Origin of the sequence: Streptomyces sp. NPDC050704 (genome assembly GCF_040654355.1) — a bacterium.
Lineage (GTDB): Bacteria > Actinomycetota > Actinomycetes > Streptomycetales > Streptomycetaceae > Streptomyces.
This window is the reverse complement of sequence record NZ_JBFAHW010000056.1, coordinates 51,422-67,824: the sequence shown is the minus strand read 5'-3', so window position 1 is coordinate 67,824 and position 16,403 is coordinate 51,422. Positions and strand designations below refer to the sequence as shown.

Here is a 16,403-nt window from a genome sequence, read left to right as displayed (position 1 = left end):
CGTACTGGGTATACGCGCCGGCCGCCCCCTTCGTGTCCGGCGTCAGGTCAGCCCAGGCCTCGGGAGTCCTGCTTGAGCGCCGTGTCGACGGTCAGCGCCGTCGCCACCACGAGGCTCAGCAGGGGCTCGGGAAGCTGGTAGTGGATCTGCAGGACGTAGTTGTCCGCGGTCGTGAACATCGTCTTGGCGAGACCTTCCCAGGTCTTCGTGATCCGGGCGACCTCGTTGTCCGCGTGGTCGACGATCGCGAAGTTCCAGGCGCGCCAGTTCTCCGCCTTGATCGCGCCGACCTGCTGACCATTGGAGTTGATCGCGAAATTGATCTTCCCGATCATGTTCTGCTGGACGATCTCACCGAGCGGCGAGCCGTCCGGACGCGTCACGATCACACGCGACTTCATGAACTTCCGCGGCCGCGTCAGCAGCAGCTGCGGCTGGCCGTACGCGTCGCGGATCTCCAGCTTGTGCGTCATGAACTGGTCGAGGCTGGCGACGAAGCGCAGCACCTTCTTCAGCGCGCTCTGGCCGACCTGCACGACCGAGCCGAGCTGGTTGCCCTGCTGGTCCATGACCTTGTACTCGTTGGTCAGCTCGATCAGCTTGGCCTTCTGGTTCACCACCAGGACCGGCTCGGTGAACAGTGTGCCGCCACCGGCCGCGTTCGGCGTGACCCCGGCCTGCTGCTGCACCTGCTGCTGCACACGAGGATCGAACCCGGCCGCCTGCTGCGGAGCCTGCTGAACAGGCTGAACAGGCTGGACCGGCTGAGCGGCCTGGACCGGCTGAGCGGCCTGGACCGGCTGAACGGGCCCCGCCTGGTGAGCCGCCTGGGCCTGCTGCTGGTCCGCGTTGGTGTGCTGGGTCCACTGAGCGCCGTCCCAGTAACGGAGTGTCTGGGGCGCACCCTGAGGATCCGGATACCAGCCTGCAGGAGTGTTCGAATGCGTGGTCACCGGGGCACACTATCCCGAGCCCACTGGTACGTGACCAGTCCGTGTGATGCGGAACTCATCGCACGTCCCGCGCGCGGCCGAAGGCCGGGTCGCTGACGCCCGACCGGCCGTTCTCGACGTGGCCGGCGAACCGGCGCAGGAACGCCGAGTCCCCGTCGGACACGACGGTGAGGTCGTACCAGCGCTTACTCACCCGCAGGTCCACGGTGTGCTTCACGGTCGCGCCGGGCCGCACCCGGAACGACTGGGGCCTGCCGCCATAGCCGTTGGTGAGCTTGAGGTTCACCGTGGCGGCGCCCTTGTTCGTGAAGGTCAGCCGCACGTCGTCGCCGACGTGCCGCGCCGTGACCTCGGGTCCGGCCGCCTTGCCGGGCCCCTTGAAGACCCGCAGGAAGCCGTTGGGCCCGTGCACCGTCAGGTCGTACGAGCCGTTCGAGTACGCGGAGTTCCAGGTGTCCGAGACGGTCTCGCCCGCCCCGGTGGTGTACGTCCAGGGGCCGTCGGTGCGGTTGCCGGAGGTCACGTAGAAGGAGGCGCCCGCCTTCCGGCCGGAGGCGAAGGTGAGCGTGAAGGTCCCGGCCGCCGGGTCCGCCTTCCCGTCGGTCAGCGGTACGTACGGCAGCGGGCGCGCCAGCCGCAGGCCGCGCTCCTGCCTCGGCAGCATGGGGTTCGCGGGCGGAGTCGGCTTGTAGTCCGGGTGGCGGTCGTTGTCCGGCGGCTCGTAGCCGTCGGTGTCCGGCAGGGCGACCGGCTTGGTGTCCTTGCGGGCGAAGTCGAACGCGGCGGTGAGGTCACCGCAGATCTCGCGCCGCCAGGGTGAGATGTTCGGCTCGCGCACCCCGAAGCGGCGTTCCATGAACTGGAGGATCGAGGTGTGGTCGAGCGTCTCGGAGCAGACGTAGCCGCCCTTGCTCCAGGGCGAGACGACGAGCATCGGCACCCGCGGGCCGAGGCCGTAGACGCCCGCGGCGTGGGTCGCGCTCCCGTCGAAGATGTCCGGCTCGACGTCGACGGTGGACTTGCCCTGCGCGGCGGACCGCGGCGGAATCGGCGGCACCAGGTGGTCGAAGAAGCCGTCGTTCTCGTCGTACGTGATGAACAGCGCCGTCTTCGCCCACACCTTGGGGTCGGAGGTGAGCGCCTCCAGGACCTGGGAGATGTACCAGGCGCCGTAGTTCGAGGGCCAGTTGGAGTGCTCGGTGAACGCCTCGGGGGCGACGACCCAGGAGATCTTCGGCAGCTTGCCGCCCTTCACGTCGGCCGTCAACTGCTCGAAGAAGCCCTCGCCCTTGCGGGCGTCGGTGCCGGTGCGGGCCTTGTCGTAGAGCGGGTCGCCGGGCTTGGCGTTGCGGTACTTGTTGAAGTAGAGCAGCGAGTTGTCGCCGTAGTTGCCGCGGTACGCGTCCTCGATCCAGCCCCAGGAGCCGGCCTTGTCCAGGCCGTCGCCGACGTCCTGGTAGATCTTCCACGACACCCCGGCTTCTTCCAGGCGCTCGGGGTACGTCGTCCAGTCGTAGCCGACCTCGTCGTTGCCGAGGACCGGCCCGCCGCCCTTGCCGTCGTTCCCCGTGTAGCCGGACCACATGTAGTAGCGGTTCGGGTCGGTGGAGCCGATGAAGGAGCAGTGGTAGGCGTCGCAGACGGTGAAGGTGTCGGCGAGCGCGTAGTGGAACGGGATGTCCTCGCGGGTCAGGTACGCCATGGTCGTGGCGCCCTTCGCGGGGACCCACTTGTCGTACTTGCCGTCGTTGTAGGCGGCGTGCCCGTCGCTCCAGCCGTGCGGCAGCCCCTCCAGGAACTGCATGCCGAGGTCGTCGGCCTCCGGGTGGAAGGGCAGCAGGTCCTTGGTGCCGTCCGACTGGTGCCAGACCGACTTGCCGCTCGGCAGGGTGGCCGGGTGCGGGTCGCCGAAGCCGCGGACGCCTCTCAGGGCGCCGAAGTAATGGTCGAAGGAACGGTTCTCCTGCATCAGGACGACGATGTGCTCGACGTCCTCGATGGTGCCGCGGTGATACCCCGCGGGGATCGACGCGGCCTTGGCGATGCTGTCCGACAGCGCGGTGAACGCCGCGGTGCCGCCTGCGAGTTGAAGGAAACGGCGCCTGTTGACGTCGGGCATGGCTGGGTGACCTCTTGTCCTGACGGGGCGGAAGGGCGTGCGCTTGCCGGGCGGGTGCTTGCTGGAACGTGTGCGAAAGGAGTGTTCCAGGAGCAACAAACGTCACGGAAGGGTCGTATGGCGCCTGTGTGAAAGACAGCGGTACGTGAGGTGCGCGCCGGCACCTGAGCAGGCGCTTCTCCCGGCTGTCGTCCGGCACGCCTTCCGCCGGGCATCCGAAACGTCTTCCATCTCACGGAAGCGGCCTTGCCGAGTCGTGGTGGGTTTTCTCCCGGCAGCTCGGAGTCCGCGCTCCGGCAGACATCGCTCAGATGTTCCCCTCCTTGCGCCACCGCTCGTCTCCTCCGACCGTCCCGGCGCGGCCCGACAGGTCCGACCTGTCAAAGGTTGGGACGGTCGCGGTTCGTTTCTGCTGAAATGGTCTCTCCAGCTCGTCCTGGAGCTACCGACCCCATAGGCCGGGCAGACGGGACGACGGACGTTCGGGGGGACGCGGAGTGCCATATCACGGGGGGCGGGGAAACCGATACGGGAGCGCGTGGATACCTCCCGAACTGCCGCTGACCCCTGGGATGACCGACCACGCGGCCTGGTCCTCGACTTTGCGCGACCTCGGCTTACGGCACACGGCCGAGCTGCTGGGCACCTGGGGGGTGCGCCCCGGCTTCAAGGTGCTCGACGGACTCTGGTACCGGGCGCGCGGCATGATGTGGCTGCGCGTCGACCATGCCTACATCGAGAAGCAGCGGGAACACTGGCGGCGCGAAGGCGCACCGCATGAAGCGAAGGCGCTGGCGCTGCTCGACCGGGCCGAGGACATCCTCGGCCGGGACCCGATGGGCCTGCGCCGTGTCGTGGTCCACGAACTGGTTCTGCTGCTCCAGGACCATCCCGACGGGATCAGTGTCGGGTCGGCCGTGGAGCTGGGGGTGGACAAGGACGAGGCCCCCGAGCTGGTCGCCGCCGTGTCCGCGTGCCTCGCACCGGCCGGGCGGCTCGACCGGGAGGCGGCCGAGGGCATCCTCGACGCACTGACCGAAGGGCAGCTGTGCCGAGCCGAACAGTTCGCGACCCGGCTGGCCGACGTCGTCGCCGATCAGGAACTGCGCGGGCTGTTGTCGGCCGTGGCCGAACTGCGTGCCGGCACCGAGGAGGCGCTCGCACGGGCGGACGCCCTGCACAGGGCGGGCGAACACCGAAAGGCTGCCGCTCTCTGTCTGCACACAGCCCGGTACGCCGTCGATGAACCGAGGGCGCTGACCGGTCTGCTGCGGACCGCGGAGGCCAGGGCACCTGCGGGCGCGGGCCCCCTTCCGGTCCGCGCGGAGGCCGGACACGACGGAGTGACGGTCAGTTGGGACGCCGCCACCGGCCAGGGCGGAACCACGCTCTACCGCGTCCTGCGCCACCCGCCGGGCAACCCGCACCAGCACACCGACGTCGGCCCGCCCGGCACTGCGACTCGGGTGACCGACCCTGCTGCCGTGCCCGGCAGCAGGGTGCGCTACGCGGTCCTGCCGCTGCGTGACGGACGGATCGCGGGGCAGCCCCGGATCTGTGCCCCCCTGCTGGTCGCCCCGGAGGTGCACGACCTCGCGCTGACCGCCGGGCGGCCCGGTGTGAGCGCCACTTGGCGGGCTCCCGCCGCGGCGGTGGCGATCCGCGCGATCCGCGCGTACGACGGCAGCTCCAGCGAGGTCCCATGCCGTCAGGACGGCTTCGAGGACGGCCCTTTGAAGCCCGGGACGTACTCCTACACGATCCGCTGCGAGTACCTGGGGCCCGACCAGCGGATCGTCTGCTCCCCCGGAGTGACCGCCGGCGTGGGAGTCGAGGAATGGCCGACGCCCGTCGAGTCCCTGACCGGAGAACAGCACACCGAGACCGGCGCGGTGCGGCTCAGCTGGCTCCCGCCACCGGAAGGGGAAGTCCTGCTGGTGCCGTGGAGCGGACCGCCTCCCCGGGCCGGCACCGAGCTGCCGGACGACTTCACCGCGAGGCCGCCGGAGCCACCGCTGGCCTCTCCCCTGCTGGACCCCGCCCCGGGCACCTCGGTGCGGATCACCGCGGTGACGGTTCTCGGCCGCCGCGCGGTGGCCGGCCCCAGTGTGCTGGTCGAGGCCCAGACACCGGTCCGCGGCATCACCGCCGAGCGGGGCTCGGACGACACCGTGCGGCTCGGCTTCGACTGGCCCGACCCGGCACCCGTGGTCCTGGTGGGATGGCGGCAGACCGGCGTGACCCGGGAGCGACGGGTGACCCGCAGCGCCTATCTGCGGGATGGCCTGAGCTTGGCGGTGAACGGCGAGGCGCTCGACGTGACCGTGTCCCCGCTGTCTTCCGGGGACGCGGAGTTCGTGATCTCCGGAGAGGCACACATCTGGCTGCCCCCCCGGGTACGGCTCTCCTACCGGCTGGTCAAGCCGGGCTGGCGGGCCGGAGCACGGCGCGTGGTCGAGGTACGGGCCGAACTGCCGGATTCCCTCCCCGCCGCGACGAACTGCCCGGACTTTCTGCTGGTCGGCCGGGAGCGCATCGCCCCGATGCAACCTCGGAACGGCATCGAGGAATTACGTCTGGCCGGCGACCGGTTGGCCGCCGGAGAGCCGGTGCGCACCGAGATCGACCTGCGCGGCAGGACCAAACCTTATCTACTGCGCGGCTTTCTGCTCGGAGGCGGCGCTCCGACCGCGCAGTTGGACCATCCGCCGCCCGAGACACTGGTGGTGCGCTGACATGACGACGATCGTCTGCCCCTACTGCTTCACCTCCGACCGCGCCTCCCGGCTGCCGTACCGCTGTCTGATGGCGCGCACCGGTCTGCGCGGGGCAACCGCATGCGCGCCCGAGAGCGACGGCAGATGGGCCGCCTTCACCGGCGTCCCGGCCGGCGGGCCTGCTGCCCAGCGAGGTCCTTGCTTCGACGCGCCACGCGGCTTGCGCGCCGGACGTGGGCGCGCGCCCTGCCCCGCGTGCGGAGTGGGAACCCCCGTGCGGGTCTGCCGCAACTGCCATAACGACTTGCCCAGTGACTACTGCGATCAGGGCAGCCGGATCATCGCCCTGATCGGCCCCAAGAGCGCCGGGAAGAGCACCTACGTCACCGTGCTCGCCCACGAGTTGCGCCACCGGGTGGGCCGCGAGTTCAACGCGGCTCTGGCCACTATGGGCAGCGCGACGCAGCAGCGCTACCGAGCCATGGAGGACGACCTCTACCACCGGCTGCTGCTGCCCGGCCCGACCCAGCCGGCCGCCATGCGCTTCAACGACCCGTTGATCTTCCGGCTGAGTACACCACGTCCCGGTGTCGGCAGGCTGCGCGATGGCAGCAGACACACCGCCCTGGTCTTCTTCGACGCGGCGGGCGAGGACCTGGCCGGCGCCGAGGCCATGGACCGCTACACCGCCTATCTCGCCGCGGCCGACGGCGTCATCCTGCTGGTGGACCCGCTCCAGCTGCGGAGCGTGCGGGAGCAGCTGCCGCCCGAGATGGAGGGGCGGTTACCGCCGGTGGAAACCGCCCCCGAGCAGATCGCCGCCGACCTTGCGGCCCAACTGCGCGGCCGCCGCAGGGGGGAGGGCAAGGGCAAGGTCACCACGCCCCTGGCGGTGGCGATCACCAAGAGCGATGTACTGCACCCATGGCTGCCGCACGGCTCGCCCCTGGGCCGTCCGGCCGTCCGCGCGGGAGCCCTGGACGATGCGGACCGAGTCGCCGTGGACCAGGACACCCGGGCGCTCCTGGACGAGTGGGACGGCGGGGTGCTCTACCGCCAACTCGACCGTGACTTCGCCGAGTTCAGCCTCTTCTGCCTCTCCGCGCTGGGTTCGCCGCCGCCCGCCGAATCGCCCTCGGACGCCCCGAAGTCGGGGCCCCGGCCGCTGCGCGTCGAGGATCCACTGTTGTGGGTGCTCGGCCGGCGTGGCCTGCTTCCCGTCCGCACGGCCCGTACCGCCCGGAAGGGACGTGAGCTTCGATGACGCTCCGTCAACTGCACTACACCTCCGCCCCACCGGGCCCGGACGGCTCCGGTTTCCGCTTCACCGCCACCAGCCCCGACACCGATCCCGCCCTGCTCCGGCTGGCCGAGCCCCTGCTCGGCTACGAACCTCCGCGCGACTCCCCGGCCCGCCCGACCGAGGCCGAACTGCCGTCCTTCCCAGTCGCGTTCGGCTTCAGCCTGCTGCCCGACGGCACCGGAGTACTCAGCCGCACCCGCTACACGGGCGCCGACTACAGCGGCCGCTACGGCAACTTTCACGCGCACGCCGTGCTGGTCCGGCCGGGTGCCGGGCTGCCCGACGGGATGCTACCCATCGAGGCCTGGGAGTCGCCGGACTGGCAGGGCGTCACACCGGTGGACGGTGCGCCGCCCCTGGAGGCGATGCGCCGCGGCGACCAGCTGGGACACCAGACGCTCACGCCCTTCGCCCGGCGCCGGGCCGAGCGCCTCGCGCCGTTCCTGTCGGACGTGCGGCGGCTGTTCGAGGACGAGCGGGCACCCACCCTGGTGATGGTCGAGGAGGGTGCGGAGGCAGTCGCGCTGTGGGTCGCTCTGGCCTGTGCGGCGCTACCGCCCGCGTACGCGAGGACGCTGACCTTCACCACATACACCCGCCGCCCCTACCTCGCCGACCAGCAGATCGTGGGCGTACTCGCGGACGCCGAATTCGGGTACGCCTCGGCCGACCTGGGCCACCAGTTCCGCTTCCACCACTGCGTCGGCGGCACTTCCAGCGAGCCCCGGCCCGAGCCCTGGGCAGAGGTGGCCGCCCGCGTCTGGCTGGCTGGGCGGCCCGACCTCCTGCTGCGGGCGGCCAGGGAGGCGCCCTTCGACGCGGAGGTACTTGCGTCCCGCGCACTGTACGAGGGCATCGCTCTGGAGGAGACCGGCCGGACTGCCGGCGCTCAGTGGGCGCTTCACCACCCGGATCACGGGGACGTGCCCTTCTGGCAACGCTTCTTGGCCGGTCTGCTGGCGGAGAACGACAGCAGCGAGATGGGTGACGGCACGCTGCCACGGCTGCTGGACACCCTCGCGGCACAGTGGCCACCCCAAGTCACCGAGCCACTGGCGCGCTCCACGGTACGCGCCGCCGTCGACGGCCGCGGCACGGTCCCAGACCGCCTCGGCTCGGCGCTGACCCCGCAGGCCTGCGTCGAGCTGGCCCGCGAGCTGGGTCCCCGGCTGGCCGTACGGCTCGCCGACCCGGACATGCCGACGGAGCGGCTGCTCACCCTGCTGAACCTGGGCCGGACACTGCGCACCGACCTCGCCGGGTACCCGCCGCCGGCCGCGCTGGGTGTACGACTGGCCGACCGTCTGCTCGCCCCCGCTACGGATGACGCTCCAGGCTCCAGCTCCGATCCGACCGCCGGAGAGGTCGCGGCAGCGGTGACCGGGCAGGAGACGCGGGGGGTACGCGGCGCCCTGCTCGACCGCCTCAACGACGTGGCCCTGTCCGGCGATCCGAGGCCGGTGGTTCCCGTGCTGGCCGACCTGCACGCCGCACTGGACCCGTCGGAGCTCGCCGACTACCCCCATCTGCGCGCTGTCGCGGCCGCGGGACGCGGACCGAAGGGCCCCGACAGCGGACTGCGACTGATGAACCATCTGATTCGGGAGTCGCAGGCGCGGGAAGGCGCCGATCCGTCCCTCCTGCGGACCGCCTTTCTGCTGACCTGGCCCGGGTGTCGGCCGTCGACGGACGACGCGCTGATGCTGCTGGCTCAGACCTCGCCGGACCTGCTGGCCGCCAGTGGGCTCGACGACCCGCTGGCCCGCACCGCGCTCACCGCCGACGCCGCCGACCCGAACGCCCCCGCCGTGGCCCGGGCCCTGCTGACCGCCCTTCCACCGGGCAGTGGACTGACCGACGCACGCCTGCGTGACGCGCTGAACCTGCTGCTGCACGCCGAGGACATCCGCACCGGCCATGCCGAGAGGGGCTTCACGGCGTACGCCATCGCTCTGCGCGACCGGGCCCGCCCGCTGGACGACAGCCTGGAACGCAGGCTGGCCCGGGTTATGGTCGCCCGCATCCTCAGCGGCCCCTCCCCCGAGGGCACAGTGCGGACCGGCGTCGACGCAATGGTGCTGCGGGACGAGTTGGAGCAGTTGGTGCGTCACGGCGACGCGGACCTGCTGACCGTCTATGAGGAAGAGGCCCGGAGTGCGGTGACGCTGGACCGGCTGCAACGCGATTCGCGCCACCTTGCCGCCTGTTTCATCGCCTGGAACAGCTTCGGCGGCTTCAACCCCGCCTGGGACCGGGTCCGGCTCCGCCTGCTCGATCAGTTCCTGAAGTCGGCCGTACGAAAGCTGCCGGAAGAGCATCTGTCGGCGGCCGAGTCGCATCTCGCCCAGGTGGGCGTCACCTGGACCGATCAGTGGCGGCACTGGTACCGGCCAGGACTGGCCCGCCGCTGGGGCCGTCGGCGCGGGAGCGGAGCGGGCGGTGCCCGCCTGTCAGGGAGCTGGCGTGACGCGGACCCCGGCACCGTGGAGGCGCACCCCGGAGCGGAGGACGGCTGATGGCGCCGACCGAGCTCTTCTCCGGCCCTCCGTTGGTGTCGCTCCTCGTCGTTCTGCTCATCATCCAGTCGCCGTTGATCGTCTGGAACCTGCTGCGCGCCGCCCCCGTCGCGTACACGTGGTTCGTCAAGGTGACGGGCGAGCACCTGGGGCCCTGGCGACCCGGAGCATACGACGCCCGACTGCACCCGCCCGGCGGAGCCGAACCCGCCTATCCGTCCTACTGGGTACGGCAGGCATGGACGGACGCTGCCGGCGCCACGGCGGCGGGCGCGACCGACATCTGGCGGCGCGTGGTGGACGTATGGGTCAAGGACCGGCTCCGCTCCATGTGCGACACCCGCCGCAAGCCCTACGGGATCCGGGGGCCCTGGGAGGTGTTCTTCCGGCGGTTCTTCAGCATCGGCGTCGCGCTGGGCGCACTGCTGGGCACCCTCGCCGCCACCGCGACCGCCGTGGCCACGACAGTGGTCTTCGGGGTGCTGCTATGCGCCGTCTGTGCCGCGCTGGTCCTGGCCTCCGCGAGCCTGCGCGCTCTGGACACCGGCCGGCTCGCCGTGGGAAGGATACGGATGAAGTGCCCCCACCCTGGGTGCTATCGCTCCGTGACGCTCCCCGTGTACCGATGTCCGAACTGCCGCAGTCCGCACCACTCGCTGCGGCCCGGCCGCTACGGCGTACTGCGCCGCGTCTGCGCGTGCGGCCAGGGTTTGCAGACCAGTTTCCTGACCGGACGGCACCGGCTCGACGCCGAATGCCCCGCGTGCTCCCTCCCGCTCCCGGACGGCCTCGGCTCGGCTCGGCTGGTTCACGTGCCGCTGATCGGCGGCACGTCCTCCGGCAAGTCGATGCTGCTGCAGGCAATGGTCGCCGGGCTGCTCTCGCGGATGAACTACGGAGAGCTGTCGGTCCGATTCGCCCGGGACGCGGACCGCCGGGACCACCAGCGCGGCGCGGCCCAGCTGGCCTCCGGCGGCGGAATCGGCAAGACGACATCCGTACAGCCGACCGCTGTCATGCTGTACGTCGGCAGGGGCCATCGCAAGCGGCTGCTGTACCTGTACGACCCGCGGGGCGAGAATTTGGAGTCCGCCCAGCAGCTGCGCGAGCAGGAGTATCTCGTCCACGCCGACGCCCTGGTGCTGGTGGTGGACGCGCTGGCCGACCCCGCGGTGTACGCCGGACTGCCCTCCGACCAGCAGGCTCGGGCCGATCTGGCCTCCCCGTCGGCGGAGAGCCCGATGCACACCTACGAACGGCTCTCCGGTGAGTTGACCGCTATGTCGGGGCGCCGCCGCCGTACTCCGGTGGCGGTCGTGGTGACCAAGTGGGATGTGCTCCATCGCCTGGGCTCGCTGCCGAAGCTGAGTGACGGCGTCGACCTGTGGCTTCGGGAGGTGGGACTGGAGAATCTGGTGCGCGCACTCGAACACGACTTCGGGGCCTGTCTGTTCACCGCGCTGAGTGCGGAGGACGCCGTCGGCGCGCAGTCCTCCGAGACCGAGCGGCGGCGTGCGGCTGAGCCGGTCCTCTGGCTACTGCGCGGAACCGGACTGCGGATCAGGAAAAGCCCCGCAGCGGTTGCTTCCGGTCGGATTCCGCCACGGCCTACCACGGACCCCGGCGTTGCCGAAAGCTCCTGACGACGGCTCAACGTCGCGAGTATCTTCAATGGGGCAGCTCAGAAGAGAGCGAGTCTGCGGAGGGGGAGCCGGAAATGGCGCTGGTGCCCACCCACGTGTGCTGGCAACGCCGCATGATGTTCGGGATGTTCGTGGTGTCGACGGCCGTCGTGCTGCTCTCCCTCGGTGCCCTGGTGTTCGCTGTTGCGAACGGCTAGCCGATCTGACTGAGGGGGACGAACCGTGAGTGACATTCCCGGCGGAGCAATGGCCAATCGTCCGGTCCATTTCTTCTGGATACTGGATTGCTCGTATTCCATGGGGGTCAACGGAAAGATCGGCGCGCTCAACTTCGCCATCAAGGAAGCCCTGCCCGAGATGCGGGCGGTGGCCAAGGACAATCCGGCCGCGTCGCTGATGGTGCGGGCCCTCACCTTCTCCACCACAGCGCGCTGGCTTCAGCCGTCCTCCACCGCGGTGGAGGACTTCCACTGGCAGGACGTACAGCCGGACGGCACCACCAACCTCGGCGAGGCGTTGAAGCTCGTGGCCCGCGAGCTGGAGATGCCGCCCATGCCGGAGCGGGCACTCAAGCCCGTCCTCGCGCTGGTATCGGACGGGCAGCCCACCGACGACTGGCGCTCCGGCCTCAAAGCGGTCGACGCCACCCCCTGGGGCAAGCGCGCCGTGCGGGTCTCGATCAGCATCGGCGAGGACGCCGACAAGGCCATGCTCAAGGACTTCCTCGCCAACCCGGAGCTGGAGCCGCTCGACGCCAACAGCCCCAAGCAGTTGGCCGCCGCGATTCGATGGGCCTCCACCGTGGCGGTCAAGGCGGCCTCCACCCCGATGGCGGCGGCCTCCGATGCCAAAACGCTCGGCGGCTACACACCGTACGCGCCGCCCAAGGTGACGTCGGCCGACGATGATGACGATGTGTGGTGACCGTGCCTGGCGCATCTGACGCGACCAGCCTGTCCTCGGCAGACCACTGGACGACCCTCTGCGAACACGCGGTCGGCCCCCACAAGAAGACGTACCAGGACTTCGCGTACGCCGACCGGATCCCCGGCCAGGACGCGGCCGTGCTGGCAGTCGCCGACGGGCACGGTTCAGCCGCCCACGCCTACAGCCACGTAGGCGCCCTGTACGCGGTAGAGGTCTTCGTCCGGCTCGGCCGGGAATTCGCGGAGCGGGTCCTCCGCGCCCAGGACCGGCTGCCCCGGCTCAAGGCCCATGCCCAGGACCGGCTGCCCCGCGAGTTGGTCCGGCTCTGGCAGGACGAGGTCCTGAAGCACGCCCGCCGCACCGTCACCGAACTGGCCGCGACGCAGCCCGCCCCGGACCGGGTGCGACAGCAGGACCTGCTGCCGTACGGGACGACGCTCATCGGCACTGTCATCACCCCGGAGCTGCTGGTCGGCTGGCAACTCGGTGACGGCGAGCTGGCGATGGTCGACCGCTGGGGAAACATCCGGCTTCCTCTCGACTCCGGCCAACCGGAGTTGGGCGACGAGACGGATTCGCTGTGCAGTCGGCAGGCATGGGAGCTGATGCAGGTGCACTGGTCCCCGATCACCGCTCCGGACAGTTCGCCCGCACTGGTACTGCTCTCGACGGACGGGTTGTCCAAGAGCTTCGTGGACCGCCAGGGCTACCGGGAATTCGTCCGGGGCACCTATGAACGACTCCTGGAGCAGGGTCCCTCGACGGTCGGGGGTGACCTGCCCAAGTGGCTCGCCCAGGCGGCGAAGTACTCGGGGGACGACACGACGGTGGCCGCGGCCTGGCGTGCCGTGGCAGGCAAAAGCGGCACCGCGGCGAGCACATGGACCCGAGCGGAGGAAGAATGACGAACGGCATGCTCCCCACCGGAACCACGCTCACCGCCGAGGACGGCTGGGGCGTCACGGTTGTCGATCTCCTGGGCTCCGGGGGACAGGGAGAGGTCTACCACGTGCGCACCCCCGCCGGGGAGCGCGCCCTGAAGTGGTACTACCCGGGCTGCGCCACCGATCAGCAACTGCAGATCGTGGAAGACCTAGTGGGCCGCGGCTTCACAGACGAGCGGTTTCTCTGGCCCCAGCAGGTCGTCCTCGACAGCACTGGAGGCTTCGGCTATCTGATGGACCTGCGCCCGGACCGCTTCCGGGGTCTGCCAGAACTCTTCCGCCGTCAAGTGCGCACCCACTACCAGGCGTTGGTGACCGCCGGGATCCACATGGTGGAGGCGTACAAAGCCCTGCATTCCCGGGGCGTCGCCTACCGCGACATCTCCTGGGGCAACATCTTCTTCGACCCCGCCAGCGGGGACGTCCTGGTGTGCGACAACGACAACGCGGTGGTGGAGGGGGCCGTCTCGGGCATCTCCGGCACGATGGAGTTCATGGCGCCGGAGCTGGTGCGCGGCGACGACGGCGCGATGCCCAGTACCCAGACGGACCTGCACTCTCTGGCCGTCCTGCTCTTCATGCTTCTGATGAACCATCATCCCCTCAAGGGCGTCGCAGAGTTACGTATCCGATGTCTCGACGAGGCGGCGGAGAAGAAGCTGTACGGCACCAACCCGGTGTTCGTCTTCGATCCCCACGATGCGTCCAACCGCCCCGACTCGCATGAGCAGCCCACTGTGCTGGCCACCTGGGGAGCCGCGCCTCCCGCCCTGCAGGATCTGTTCGTGCACAGTTTCACGGAAGGGCTCAGGGAACCGTCCCGGCGAGTGCGCGAATCGCAGTGGCGGGAGACGCTGAGCAAGATCCGCGACACCATCGTTGTCTGTGCCGACTGCGGGCGTCAGAACATGACGGAGCCCGACGTGCTGACAGCCTCCTCATGTTGGAGCTGCCTGAAGACACTGGTCATGCCGCCCCGGTTGGTGGTCACCACCGCCCATCCGCGCGCCGTTCGCACGGTTCGGCTGGGCCACGACGCCCGTCTCTACGCCCACCATCTGGAGGCGGAGCCCAAGCGCCACGACTTCTCCCGCTCCGCCGTCATCGCGGAGCTGTCGGAGAACCCGAAGCGCCCAGGCCAGTTCGGATTGACCAACTGTTCCCAGCAGGTCTGGCACGCCCGCCGTACAGACGGTACGGCGCAACAGGTCGAACCCGGCCGCTCGGTCTCCCTGCGGTCGGGCCTCGGGGTGGATCTGGGCAACGGGGTAGAGGCCGTGGTCCATTCATCCTGACCATGGTGTCGCGGTCCAGCCGCCGCGGTCACCGGCCCGTACAGCGTTCCCCGCACAGCATTCGGAAGTCAGCCGCCGAGGGCCCGCATGATGCCCTCGGTCAGCACCAGCGCACTGCTGCCGGTACCGACCCCCAGGCTCACGGTATTGAGCCATTCGCGGATCCGGCCGTGATCGGGCGGCTCGTGGCGCTCGGCTGCACGGGCCAGTTCGGCGCGCACGGCTTCGGCCTCCGGCGGCGCCGCCGGGCCGAGTTCACGGACGAGATCGGTGGCAAGCCGTAGCGCTTCGGCGGTCGATATTCCGCTGTTGTACACGGTGTTGTGCTGGGTGTTGTGGTCGCCCGCCTGGATCTCGCCGCTGACGGGACCGTGGAAGTTGAAGGTGCTCATGGGGTGCTGCCTCCTTGGGGAACTACTCACGAACGGCCCGGCGGACCCGGCTGGTTTCCTCCACTTGGCGGGGGCGTGGGCTGCTGTTGGTTGACCTGTTGTAGGTGGCTGCCAAATTGCGCGGGGCCGGTGATCGGGCCGGCGAAGTTGTAGGTCTGCGCGTTGACGATCCGTTTCTCGGTGTCCTCGAAATCGGAGGTGTCGACGCGGTGTTCTCTGAGAAAGGCGCCGGTGGCCAGGAGTACGCCCTGCTCCAGCCGTTTGAAGTAGTGCGAAGTGTCCCGCCGTTCGATGTATCCCATGCGTTCCCAGTCCGCGACGGCCTCGCGCAGCCCGTTCTCCGCGCCGTAGTCCCAGTCCGTCCGGCCCTTGCGGATCTCCTTGCGCACCTGGTTCAGCCTGCGGGCCTTACGACGCAGCCGCGTGCTCTCCCCGTTCAGCCTGCCCGGAGCGCCGAACAGGGTGTGCCGGAAGCCCCGGTTGACCGTGCGGACGGTGTGCCACCGGAGCCGCGCCGGGCCGGTCGGCACGTACTCCACGGCATCGAAACGCTCGGACAACGGCGGGATCACATACGCTGTGACCTCCCACGTCAGTCGGGGCATCAGCAGATGGGCGCGCAGATGCATGGTCACCACCACACGTCCGCCAGGGCCCAGCATGCGCAGACACAGATATGTCTCCGCGCCCGCGCCCGCCTGAACCGCGCCGGTCTTCACCAACTGCTTGGGCACGACGACGGCCGGGGGGCGGGTCGCGTCCGGAAGCACATCCGCCCCCAGGTACGCCACATGGAGTCCGCGGACATAGAGTCGATTACGGGCCTGGAGCGTCTCCAGCCCTACGATCTTGGGCATCTCGACGGCCAGGTAGTGGTGCAGATCGGCGGCGTCGAAGGGAATGATCTTCTCTTCCCTGCCCTGGTCGTCCTTGGCCGGACGGCTCACATCGACCGCGTCCCAGACCGCCTCGGTGATCCTCCAGCCGCTCCCCACGAAGGGATTGATCCTCTCCACTTCGGAGTGGTAAGCGACGAAGTTGGCCCGCTTCATCGACTCCAGCCGCTGTTCCACCGCCGGGTCGACGGCCCGCGCCAGGTCCGTCACCGGGGCTCCCTCACGCCCGAGTCTCAACGCCGCCCGCCGTGCGCTCAGTTCGGCCTCGTACGCCACACCCCAGGCCGCCACCAGCGTGACGGCGGCCACTCCGGCCGCGATCGAGGCCGCATCCTGGGCCCCGACGACGACCTGCCACAGAGCGAGCGCCGTCGCCATCGGCAGCAGGAGTGCCGCCACGGCCAGGCCCCTGTCCCGTCGCCGCCATCGGGCCAAGGCTTGCCCCGTGTGTCGCACCAACGCGACCAGGTTGATCCCCTGCGGCAGCGCCACCGCCTGTAGCCCGTCCTCGACGTATTCCTCCCACACCGCCCGCGCGAGGATCTGGTCGAGGTGCGTCGCGGCGCAGAGCCGGCGCGTGACGAGGTCCGTGCGGTATTTCGGCAAGGGCGTGAGAGTGGTGAGCGGCATACGTCCCCCCGGCTGCCCGGCACATCCCGGAATCCGGGGTTGTGCGCTGCGTCCACGGTAGAGCTTGC

At 70.0% G+C, this 16,403-nt stretch carries 12 protein-coding genes; 8 read left to right on the top strand and 4 right to left on the bottom strand.

Features of this window, described 5'->3' with window-relative positions; all coding sequences use genetic code 11:
* Positions 1 to 47 precede the first annotated feature (47 nt).
* Both AB0I18_RS29615 and AB0I18_RS29610 read right to left on the bottom strand, forming a co-directional pair.
* The gene (locus AB0I18_RS29615; protein ID WP_363108666.1) at positions 48 to 953 is read right to left on the bottom strand and encodes a phospholipid scramblase-related protein; all 906 of its coding nucleotides are present in this window, start codon (positions 951 to 953) and stop codon (positions 48 to 50) included.
* Between the two features lie 55 nt (positions 954 to 1,008).
* On the bottom strand, positions 1,009 to 3,072 hold the full coding sequence (locus AB0I18_RS29610; protein WP_363108665.1) for a phosphocholine-specific phospholipase C: 2,064 nt from the start codon (positions 3,070 to 3,072) through the stop codon (positions 1,009 to 1,011).
* A 572-nt stretch (positions 3,073 to 3,644) separates the two neighbouring features.
* On the opposite strand from AB0I18_RS29610, the gene AB0I18_RS29605 reads away from it, so the two are divergent.
* The 8 genes from AB0I18_RS29605 (at position 3,645) to AB0I18_RS29570 (ending at position 14,417) form a co-directional block, all read left to right on the top strand.
* Positions 3,645 to 5,807, top strand: a complete 2,163-nt coding sequence (locus AB0I18_RS29605) for a hypothetical protein (protein ID WP_363108664.1) — start codon at positions 3,645 to 3,647, stop codon at positions 5,805 to 5,807.
* Between the two features lies 1 nt (position 5,808).
* On the top strand, positions 5,809 to 7,053 hold the full coding sequence (locus AB0I18_RS29600; protein ID WP_363108663.1) for a hypothetical protein: 1,245 nt from the start codon (positions 5,809 to 5,811) through the stop codon (positions 7,051 to 7,053).
* Positions 7,050 to 9,608 carry a GTPase-associated protein 1-related protein gene (locus AB0I18_RS29595; RefSeq protein ID WP_363108662.1) on the top strand — a complete coding sequence of 853 codons (2,559 nt, stop codon included), beginning with the start codon at positions 7,050 to 7,052 and terminating at the stop codon, positions 9,606 to 9,608. Before AB0I18_RS29600 ends, AB0I18_RS29595 begins: the two co-directional genes overlap by 4 nt.
* Positions 9,608 to 11,251: a hypothetical protein gene (locus AB0I18_RS29590; protein WP_363108661.1), complete on the top strand. Its 1,644-nt coding sequence runs from the start codon at positions 9,608 to 9,610 to the stop codon at positions 11,249 to 11,251. The genes AB0I18_RS29595 and AB0I18_RS29590 overlap by 1 nt, the downstream gene beginning before the upstream one ends.
* Positions 11,252 to 11,325: 74 nt before the next feature.
* Positions 11,326 to 11,448, top strand: coding sequence for a hypothetical protein (locus AB0I18_RS29585; RefSeq protein WP_363108660.1), 123 nt, complete (start codon positions 11,326 to 11,328; stop codon positions 11,446 to 11,448).
* A 49-nt stretch (positions 11,449 to 11,497) separates the two neighbouring features.
* Complete coding sequence (locus tag AB0I18_RS29580) at positions 11,498 to 12,175, top strand: tellurium resistance protein (RefSeq protein ID WP_363108670.1); 678 nt, start codon at positions 11,498 to 11,500, stop codon at positions 12,173 to 12,175.
* A gap of 2 nt (positions 12,176 to 12,177) precedes the next feature.
* Entirely contained in the window at positions 12,178 to 13,083 is a 906-nt protein-coding gene (locus AB0I18_RS29575) for a protein phosphatase 2C domain-containing protein (RefSeq protein WP_363108659.1), read from the top strand.
* On the top strand, positions 13,080 to 14,417 hold the full coding sequence (locus tag AB0I18_RS29570) for a protein kinase (RefSeq protein ID WP_363108658.1): 1,338 nt from the start codon (positions 13,080 to 13,082) through the stop codon (positions 14,415 to 14,417). The genes AB0I18_RS29575 and AB0I18_RS29570 overlap by 4 nt, the downstream gene beginning before the upstream one ends.
* Before the next feature lie 68 nt (positions 14,418 to 14,485).
* On the opposite strand, the gene AB0I18_RS29565 is transcribed toward AB0I18_RS29570, so the two are convergent.
* Positions 14,486 to 14,809, bottom strand: a complete 324-nt coding sequence (locus AB0I18_RS29565; RefSeq protein WP_363108657.1) for a hypothetical protein — start codon at positions 14,807 to 14,809, stop codon at positions 14,486 to 14,488.
* Positions 14,810 to 14,835: 26 nt separating this feature from the next.
* Complete coding sequence (locus tag AB0I18_RS29560; RefSeq protein ID WP_363108656.1) at positions 14,836 to 16,311, bottom strand: hypothetical protein; 1,476 nt, start codon at positions 16,309 to 16,311, stop codon at positions 14,836 to 14,838.
* Between the last annotated feature and the right edge of the window lie 92 nt (positions 16,312 to 16,403).

Coding starts and splice junctions, on each gene's coding strand:
- AB0I18_RS29610 (WP_363108665.1), bottom strand. CDS start 3,072: ATGCCCGACGTCAACAGGCGCCGTTTCCTTCAACTCGCAGGCGGCACC.
- AB0I18_RS29605 (WP_363108664.1), top strand. CDS start 3,645: ATGACCGACCACGCGGCCTGGTCCTCGACTTTGCGCGACCTCGGCTTA.
- AB0I18_RS29600 (WP_363108663.1), top strand. CDS start 5,809: ATGACGACGATCGTCTGCCCCTACTGCTTCACCTCCGACCGCGCCTCC.
- AB0I18_RS29595 (WP_363108662.1), top strand. CDS start 7,050: ATGACGCTCCGTCAACTGCACTACACCTCCGCCCCACCGGGCCCGGAC.
- AB0I18_RS29590 (WP_363108661.1), top strand. CDS start 9,608: ATGGCGCCGACCGAGCTCTTCTCCGGCCCTCCGTTGGTGTCGCTCCTC.
- AB0I18_RS29585 (WP_363108660.1), top strand. CDS start 11,326: ATGGCGCTGGTGCCCACCCACGTGTGCTGGCAACGCCGCATGATGTTC.
- AB0I18_RS29580 (WP_363108670.1), top strand. CDS start 11,498: ATGGCCAATCGTCCGGTCCATTTCTTCTGGATACTGGATTGCTCGTAT.
- AB0I18_RS29570 (WP_363108658.1), top strand. CDS start 13,080: ATGACGAACGGCATGCTCCCCACCGGAACCACGCTCACCGCCGAGGAC.
- AB0I18_RS29565 (WP_363108657.1), bottom strand. CDS start 14,809: ATGAGCACCTTCAACTTCCACGGTCCCGTCAGCGGCGAGATCCAGGCG.